This is a genomic window from Thermococcus sp. EP1 (genome assembly GCF_001317345.1).
Lineage (GTDB): Archaea > Methanobacteriota_B > Thermococci > Thermococcales > Thermococcaceae > Thermococcus_A.
Genome location: NZ_JXCG01000040.1, coordinates 1 through 439 on the forward strand (window position 1 = coordinate 1; position 439 = coordinate 439).

Consider the following 439-nt stretch of genomic DNA (forward strand, 5'->3'; position numbering starts at 1 on the left):
TTTCACCAACCCACTTGCTCAAAACCTCTGGGCCTCTAATTCCAATAAAGTTAGCCTCACTCTCAGTCGCCACCGCCTTAGCTAAAAGTGTTTTACCAGTTCCTGGAGGTCCATAGAGGAGAATGCCTTTTGGAGGGTTAATGCCCATAGCTATAAATGCCTCTGGATACTTCAATGGCCATTCTACAGCTTCCCTTAACTGTTGTTTAACCTCTTCAAGACCACCAATATCCTCCCATCTAACATTTGGCACCTCAAGGAGTACCTCTCTTAGAGCAGATGGTTCAACCATTTTTAATGCCTCATAAAAGTCTCTTCTTGTAACTTTGAGCTCTTCAAGGACTTCCTTTGGAATGCTTTCTGCTTCAAAGTCTATCTTGCCTTCTTCAATAAGCCTTCTCAAAGCTGCCATTGCAGCTTCTCTTGCCAATGCTGCCAG

The 439-nt window shown here is 44.0% G+C and carries 1 protein-coding gene; it reads right to left on the minus strand.

The features are described from left to right. The coding region (locus EP1X_RS09960) for an AAA family ATPase (RefSeq protein ID WP_156300745.1) at nucleotides 1–439 on the minus strand (439 nt) is incomplete at both ends.